Raw genomic sequence first — 7,787 nt, forward strand, 5'->3', positions numbered from 1 at the left:
TAGTTACACTGGTTGGTCTGAGAGCGGTAAATCTTTGACTAAATGTCGATGATTTTGGTGGAGCTTATCGCTCTCTAACCCACAACAAGGACAGGACGCTTTTTTATTTTTCGATTCGATTCGGAAAACTATACCGATATTTTCTAGGTGTCGATAGCCTTGAATACAGGTTCCTTCTAGGTTCAAAAATTTGTCAAGTATCATAAGTAAAATAATCGGCTCTTCTGGTTTCTGTGTGGAAACGAGGTCTATACTGATAGAATATCCGCAAAATAGTCCTAAAAGTCTTGCCCAGTAAGCATTTCACGATTCCATAAGCCAAAAATTATCACACAAAGTCGAGAAGAGCCTATTATATCAAATCTTAACTCAATTGTCTATCTTTTGGCATTAACCTGTTTGTGCCTTAAGTCCTTCCCTATATGAGTTTCAGCTACTTTTGGGCGTAGGTACTCTCATCGAATTTTATTTTAAGTTAATTATTTGCATAACAATTCCCGAAGAGCCTATTTAGATTCAATCAAAGAAGAACATACCTAAGAGTTTAGGCTGATTCTCGCCTTGCTCAACCGTCGCTAGGGAAAGACTTGAGTATTTGTGCCGCTTTGGGTTGACAATTTGGTCAGGGTGGGTTAGGATACTACGAGTTAACAGTAAATCCGTCTATGGCTGACTTCCAACTGACCACTCCTGTCGCCTTCCTGATTTTCAATCGACCTGATACGACGGCGAGGGTATTTGAAGCTATCCGTCAGGCTAAACCACCCAAGTTATTAGTGGTTGCCGATGGTCCACGTCCCGATAGACCAGATGATATTGAAAAGTGTAAGGCGGCTCGTGCTATTATCGAGGGTGTGGATTGGGATTGTGAGGTGTTGAAGAACTATTCTGATTTAAATTTAGGTTGTAGGAAGCGGGTATCAAGTGGCTTAGATTGGGTTTTTGAGATGGTTGAAGAGGCGATTATTCTTGAGGATGATTGTGTACCCGACCCGACCTTTTTTCGATTTTGCGAGGAACTGTTAGAATACTATAGACATGACCAGCGAATCACGGTGATATCGGGAAATAATTTTCAGTTGGGCAAAAAACGCACAGACTACAGCTATTACTTTTCCCGTTATAATCATTGCTGGGGTTGGGCGACTTGGCGACGAGCATGGCAGTATTATGATGGTGAAATGAAACATTGGCCACAAGTGAGAGATGGTGATTGGTTGACCGCCATTTTAGAAGAAACTCAGGCTGTCAAATACTGGACTAAGATTTTTCAAACTACTTATGATAATAAAAATGATAGCTGGGCTTATCGATGGACATTTTCCTGTTGGATTCAGAATGGTCTAACTATCCTTCCTAATGTAAATTTAGTTAGTAATATTGGTTTTCGTGAAGATGCTACTCATACAATTGGTAGTAAAAGTAGATTGGCAAATCTTACTGTTAAAGAAATGAATTTTCCGTTAAAACATCCTCCATTTTTGATTAGAGATGAAGCTGCAGATAGTTATACACAAAAAAACATCTTTCAAAGAAATAGAATCGTTACCTTTACAGAAAAGTTACGAAATAAGTTACAATTATGGAATTAAATTATAAAATGTTAGCCCTGTTCAAGAAAAAAATTGACAAAAAACAATTAAGTTAGCTGACGTGGTATAATTCCCATGTGAAATAAAAAAATAAAATAGTAGTTATGAGTGGAATATTGAGACCAATTTTTATTCAACCATTGAAGCATATCTATAAGATGGTAACAGTACCAGAATATTTAACCTATAGTCTTCTTTGGTCTCGCCTAAGACCCATTAATCGGTACAATGAGTGTAGGGTGAAACTTCATGATTGGCATTTAACAATTCCCGATAATTTATCTTTTATACATTCGTATAAAGAAATTTTTGTAGATCAAGTTTATGCCTTTAAATGGGAAAACAAATCTCCGAATATATTAGACTTGGGTTCTAACATTGGATTGAGCATATTGTTTTTTAAATCACTTTATCCCGACGCTAATATCACAGGATTTGAAGCTGATCCAAAAATTTTTAGATACCTAGAAAAAAACATAAACGAAAACTCAGTTAGTCAGGTGAAATTGATTAACAAAGCTATTTGGTATGAAAATACATACTTGAATTTTGTTTCAGAAGGTGCTGACGCTGGAAAAATTAGTGACGGTGAAAGTAATGTGCGTGTTGAAGCGATCGATATATTAGAAGTATTGAGTCATCAAAAATTTGACTTTTTGAAAATGGATATAGAAGGGGCAGAAGAATTTGTGATACCCAGATGCCGAGGATTTTTAGATGATCTCAAGTTTATCTTTATCGAATATCACTCAAAATTAGGACAGGAGCAGTGTCTAGATAAAATTTTGCTAATTTTGAAAGAAGCTGGCTTTAGAATACATATTCGCAACATAAATAATAGTCATTTGTCACCATTCCTTGAGATAAAACCACAGTCTGGATTTGATTTACAGCTGAATATTTTTGGCTGGAAGGAGTAAGTTTTATCAATTGATAAATAATACAAAATATTCCATTTGGTACAATCGATGATTAAAAAATCGCTCAAAAAACTGTTCAGAAAAATGGGATTTGAAGTCAAGAGATATAATCTTAATACTTCACAAGTGGCTCTGATGGAAAGGTTACTGAAATATCATCAGATAGAGCTAATCTTTGACGTGGGTGCTAACTGTGGACAGTATGCTAGTTTTCTGCGAGACTGTGGTTATCGAGGCAAAATAGTATCCTTTGAACCTTTATCCACTGCCTACTCCCAATTACTTACTCTTAGCAAGAAAGATAACTTGTGGGAAATTGCTCCTCGCTCTGCTTTGGGAGACCAAGAAGGTGAAATTACCATTAATATTGCTGGGAATAGTCAGAGTAGCTCTGTATTGTCGATGTTGGATTCTCATCTGCAAGCGGCTCCTGAATCGGCTTATTGTGGTTCTGAAATAGTACAATTGAGACGGCTAGATACTTTAGCCAAAGACTACATTACAGAGGGTACTCAATCAATATTTTTGAAGATCGATGTGCAGGGATTTGAAAAGCAAGTTATTGAAGGTGCTGTTCAGATTCTTCCTTTAGTTAAAGGGATTCAAATAGAAATGTCTTTAGTACCACTATATGACCAGCAAATACTCTTTGAAGATATGCTAGAGTTTATGAAAGAAATTGGCTACGATCTATATACGATTATTCCGAACTTTGCTGATAAACAGACTGGAAGACTATTACAAATCGACGGGATATTTTTTAAGTCATGAAAGTAGGTTTACTAAGTAATTCTGATGGTCGAGGAGGGGCTTATGCAGCCGTTTATCGTTTACATCAAGGCTTGCGGGAAACTGGTACAGATTCGACTCTGTTAGTTGGTGATAAAACTCGTGATGACTATACTGTTTTATCGCCAGCAAGTAAATTAATGAAGGGATGGACGAAACTAATACCTGGGGTTGATCACTTGCCCTTGTCATTATATTCTCAAAGAGAGAGAACACCTTATTCTATCGAATGGCTTCCCGATCGCCTTGTTTCTAGAGTAGCCCAAATTAGTCCAGATATTATTAACTTACACTGGATTAATGCCGGGTTTTTACAAATTGAAACCCTAGCCAAATTTAAGCAACCTCTTGTTTGGACGGCTCACGATATGTGGCCTTTTACTGGTGGTTGTCACTATAGTGAAGAATGTGATCGCTATACCCAATCCTGTGGTCATTGTCCCCAATTAAAAAGTCAGCAAGATGGGGATATTTCTCGTTGGGTTTGGCGGCGAAAAGCTCAAGCGTGGAAAAATCTCAATCTGACTATTGTTACCCCCAGTCAATGGTTAGCTGATTGTGCTAGAAATAGTTCTCTATTTCAGGATTTACGGATAGAAGTAATTGCCAATGGTTTAGACATTCAAAGCTATAAACCAATCGAGAAAAAGATTGCTCGCCATCTCTTAGGATTACCCCAAGATAAACAGCTTATTCTCTTTGGTGCTATGACGGCAACAAGTGATCGCCGGAAAGGGTTTCATCTGCTGCTGCCTGCCATAAAAAAACTCAGCCAATGGGAAATATGGCAGCATAAATTAGAGTTAGTGGTCTTCGGTGCCTCTGAACCAGTTAATCCGCCAGATTTTGGCTTGAAAACTCATTATTTAGGCAGATTAAATGATGATATTTCCCTAGCTTTAGTCTATGCCGCCGCCGATATTTTTGTCGCTCCCTCAATTGAGGATAATCTTCCCAATACAGTCATGGAAGCTCTCGCTTGTGCCACTCCATCTGTTGCCTTTAAAATTGGTGGAATGCCTGATATGATCGAACATCAAGAGAATGGTTATCTGGCTCACCCCTTCGAGGTGGAAGACTTAGCAAGCGGAATTAATTGGGTATTAGAAGATACAGAAAGGTATAACCAATTGTGCATTCGGGCAAGGCAAAAAGTGGAGCAAGAATTTACTCTTGAGATTCAAGCATCTAAGTATTTAAAGCTGTACAATGAAATCTTGGAATCTTCCAAGTAAACTTAAACAGTCTTAGCTATGCTCAAAAAAACGGCTCTTCGTTACTTGGTATGGTTCGATGGGGGGGCATAAATCGACTAAATCCTTATCTGGCAAGAGATTTAATTGATTAGTTAGCTCTAGATCAAAAACAATTGACGAAAATAGCCAAATATCTTTCTCCATGAGGGTTTCATCTCTTATAATCCTGTCCGTTGCATAAGACAAACCGAAGAAACAAATTTGTCAAGTATCATAAGTAAAATACTCTGGTTTTTGGCTATTGTATCAAATCTTAACTCGATTGTCTATCTTTTGGGATTAATGTGTTTGTGCCTCAAGTCTTTCCCTGTATGAATTTTAGCCATTTTTGAGCGTAGGCACTCTCATCGAATTTTATTTTAAGTTAATTATTTGCATAACAATTCCCGAAGAGCCAAATTGACTAAATAAATCCAAGGGGCGTGACACCATTACTAGGCCAACATTTTCCTAGACCCTTTGAGTTACTATAGAGGAGTGGTGCGAAACGTTTAGGCATGAAATAGGGCTGAAATGCCTGAAATAACCGCCTAGTAAGGTATTCAGTCCCCTGAAGACCTTATAACTGTTTATATGTCCCAACGTTGAGTATCAACACGATACCAAACTAGGCAAGGGGACTCAAGGTCAATACACTTTGCAACAATTATTCACAATTGTTACAAAGGTGAGAGTAACGGCGATAGCCACCCCCAGATTCAGAAGTCACAACTCTGGGACTGAAGCGGGGAACGGAAAGGCTCCGAGGTGTAACCTAACACCAGAATCGAGACCACTGCCAACCATCCATGATTAGGCGTGAGCCGAATGTCTGACCTGAACCATCGTAACCATTGAGTAGTGAAATAGGTTGATACACTGCGTTCAAAAGAACAAGGGGAAAAGTAAGAAATTCGCTTACTCACTTACACAGACCTTTAAAAGTACCCCGATGGAAAGGACAAATCTAAAGATGGAATGCCCATATAAACGGAACGTGATAAGCCCTTTTAGGCTCTGAGTATTGGTCGAAATACCCAGTAGTGATAAGTGTAAGCGCAAGCCTTCAAGGGTGTGAGATGTAACCAAAAGCCAACGCCTGACAGTAATAGTCAGGATATGCTAACAGGTTACGGTTTGATTGTAAGGATAGAGTCTAGTAGGAGTCTATATGACGAAACCCTTGAAAAGGTAAAGGGTTCGGGAAACCGAAAACCACTAAGACTACGAATGTATGGAAAGCTATCAACTGGGGTAAAATCCAGAGATATGTTTTCAAGCTCCAAAAGAGAATATACCAAGCAGCTAAATCGGGACAGGATGCAAAGGTCAGAAGGTTGCAACGTCTATTGGTGAAATCATACTACGCTCGTCTATTAGCAGTTCGCAAAGTAACCCAAGATAATCAAGGAAAGAAAACATCAGGTGTCGATGGAGTGATAGCAATATCCCCTGAACAAAGGCTAAATCTAACCGAAGAAATCAAGGGAACACTTAAAGCAAAACCGCTAAGAAGGGTATGGATTCCTAAACCCGGCAGGGATGAAAAACGCCCATTAGGAATACCAACCATCAAAGACAGAGCTAGACAAGCGTTGATTAAATCGGCACTTGAACCAGAATGGGAGTCAAAAATGGAAGGAACCAGCTATGGTTTCCGACCGGGAAGGTCTGCCCATGATGCAATATCGAGGATATACCTCAGCATTAATAAAAGTAACTACTTTGTATTAGATGCTGATATTGCCAAGTGTTTTGACCGAATTAATGACGATTTCCTACTGTCCAAAATTCAATGTCCAAGTTCCCTGAAAAGAGACATTAAACAATGGCTTAAAACAGGAGTATTGGATAACGGCGTATTTGAAGAAACAGAAACAGGGACACCACAAGGAGGGGTAATAAGTCCACTACTTGCTAACATCGCACTGGATGGAATGGCAAGATTAATTGAAACACTATTCCCTAGAAAGGGTAATAAAACTCAAGCTGTTTTAATAAGATACGCAGATGATTTTGTAGTAATTTCACCATCACTCGAAATCATTGAACAGTGCCAAACTGCCATTTCCGAATGGTTAAAACCCATTGGATTAGAACTCAAACCAGAAAAAACCAGAGTGTGTCACACACTCAACCCCATTGAGTACAATGGGAAAACTGAAAAACCCGGTTTTGATTTCCTAGGATTCAATATCAGGCAATACCCAGCAGGAAAATACAAAGCAGGGAAAATATGTAAAGAAATATCCAAAACATTCCTAACACATATTAAACCTAGCCAAAAAGCAGTTAAAGCCCATACAGAAGCGATTAAAGGTGTAATCAAAAAACACAAGACAGCACCTCAGTCAGCCCTGATTAGTCACCTAAACCCAATCATTAGAGGATGGGCTAACTACTACTCAGGAGTAGTATCCACAGATACCTTCAATAAACTAGACTACACAATCTGGTTAATGTTAAGGGCATGGACAGAATCAAGATGCGGTAAAGCGGACTACGAAAAGCTGAGAAACTACTTTAGACCGGGTACAGTTAAACTCAGCAATGGGAAAGAAAGACACGAATCTTGGTTATTTAAGACCAAAGATGGTCTTCATTTATGGAAACATAACTGGACACCAATTGTCAGACATACCCTAGTACGCCCCGAAGCCTCACCTTATGACGGAAATTGGACTTACTGGGCGACCAGACGAGGACAAGCAATCGACACACCGACAAGAGTAGCCAAACTACTTAAGAAGCAACAAGGCAAGTGTAGCCGATGTGGGCAGTATTTCACCCCATCGGATTTAATTGAAGTTGACCACATTCACCCTCTAAGCTTAGGCGGAAAGGATGAATATAAGAACCTTCAATTACTACACCGCCACTGCCACGATGATAAATCGGCATCTGATGGAAGCCTAAATCCATCTGGTTTGACAACTTCAGAAGTCAAACTAGATAATACAAGGTTAACCAAAGGAAGTCAAGCTGTATCCTTAACAAGGGAACAGTCAAACTAGGATCCGTGTGATGCGAAAGTCTCACGCACGGTTCTGAATGGGAGGGGAGGTCGGTGACGACCTTCTCGACCCCTAATATTTAGACTTATTCTGTAACCATTGCCACAGATCAAGATACACCGCTTCATCCTTGGCCACCCTTCCAGCGATCGCATTGATCGCTCCTCTTAATTGTGGCACTTCGCACCAGAAAACTTGATCGCCTTCCACGGCTTGAATAGTAGTACAAAAGTAGCT

The 7,787-nt window shown here is 39.3% G+C and carries 6 protein-coding genes and 1 pseudogene; 5 read left to right on the top strand and 2 right to left on the bottom strand.

Translation table 11 applies throughout. The annotated features are described in order from the left end of the window. Nucleotides 1-6 precede the first annotated feature (6 nt). Nucleotides 7-204 (bottom strand): annotated as a pseudogene (locus MICAI_RS23865) (transposase family protein); the annotation flags it as partial. Nucleotides 205-665: 461 nt separating this feature from the next. Between MICAI_RS23865 and MICAI_RS12565 the strand changes: the two are divergent. The 4 genes from MICAI_RS12565 to MICAI_RS12580 all read left to right on the top strand — a co-directional run bounded on the left by MICAI_RS12565 (nucleotide 666) and on the right by MICAI_RS12580 (nucleotide 4,536). After that, nucleotides 666-1,592, top strand: a complete 927-nt coding sequence (locus MICAI_RS12565) for a hypothetical protein (protein WP_008202419.1) — start codon at nucleotides 666-668, stop codon at nucleotides 1,590-1,592. Nucleotides 1,593-1,831: 239 nt separating this feature from the next. Then, complete coding sequence (locus MICAI_RS12570) at nucleotides 1,832-2,512, top strand: FkbM family methyltransferase (protein WP_157221750.1); 681 nt, start codon at nucleotides 1,832-1,834, stop codon at nucleotides 2,510-2,512. Between the two features lie 48 nt (nucleotides 2,513-2,560). Continuing rightward, complete coding sequence (locus tag MICAI_RS12575) at nucleotides 2,561-3,283, top strand: FkbM family methyltransferase (protein WP_008202423.1); 723 nt, start codon at nucleotides 2,561-2,563, stop codon at nucleotides 3,281-3,283. Then, nucleotides 3,280-4,536 (top strand): glycosyltransferase family 4 protein, encoded by a 1,257-nt coding sequence (locus MICAI_RS12580; RefSeq protein ID WP_008202425.1) that lies wholly within the window; start codon nucleotides 3,280-3,282, stop codon nucleotides 4,534-4,536. The genes MICAI_RS12575 and MICAI_RS12580 overlap by 4 nt, the downstream gene beginning before the upstream one ends. A 12-nt stretch (nucleotides 4,537-4,548) precedes the next feature. Here the strand turns inward: MICAI_RS12580 and MICAI_RS23870 are convergent, their stop codons facing one another. Continuing rightward, nucleotides 4,549-4,701: a hypothetical protein gene (locus MICAI_RS23870; protein ID WP_232306189.1), complete on the bottom strand. Its 153-nt coding sequence runs from the start codon at nucleotides 4,699-4,701 to the stop codon at nucleotides 4,549-4,551. A gap of 1,079 nt (nucleotides 4,702-5,780) precedes the next feature. Between MICAI_RS23870 and ltrA the strand changes: the two genes are divergently transcribed. Then, nucleotides 5,781-7,550, top strand: a complete 1,770-nt coding sequence (ltrA, locus tag MICAI_RS12585; RefSeq protein WP_071989052.1) for a group II intron reverse transcriptase/maturase — start codon at nucleotides 5,781-5,783, stop codon at nucleotides 7,548-7,550. The last annotated feature ends 237 nt before the right edge of the window (nucleotides 7,551-7,787 follow it).

It is taken from the genome of Microcystis sp. T1-4 (assembly GCF_000297435.1).
In the GTDB taxonomy this organism is placed as follows: domain Bacteria; phylum Cyanobacteriota; class Cyanobacteriia; order Cyanobacteriales; family Microcystaceae; genus Microcystis.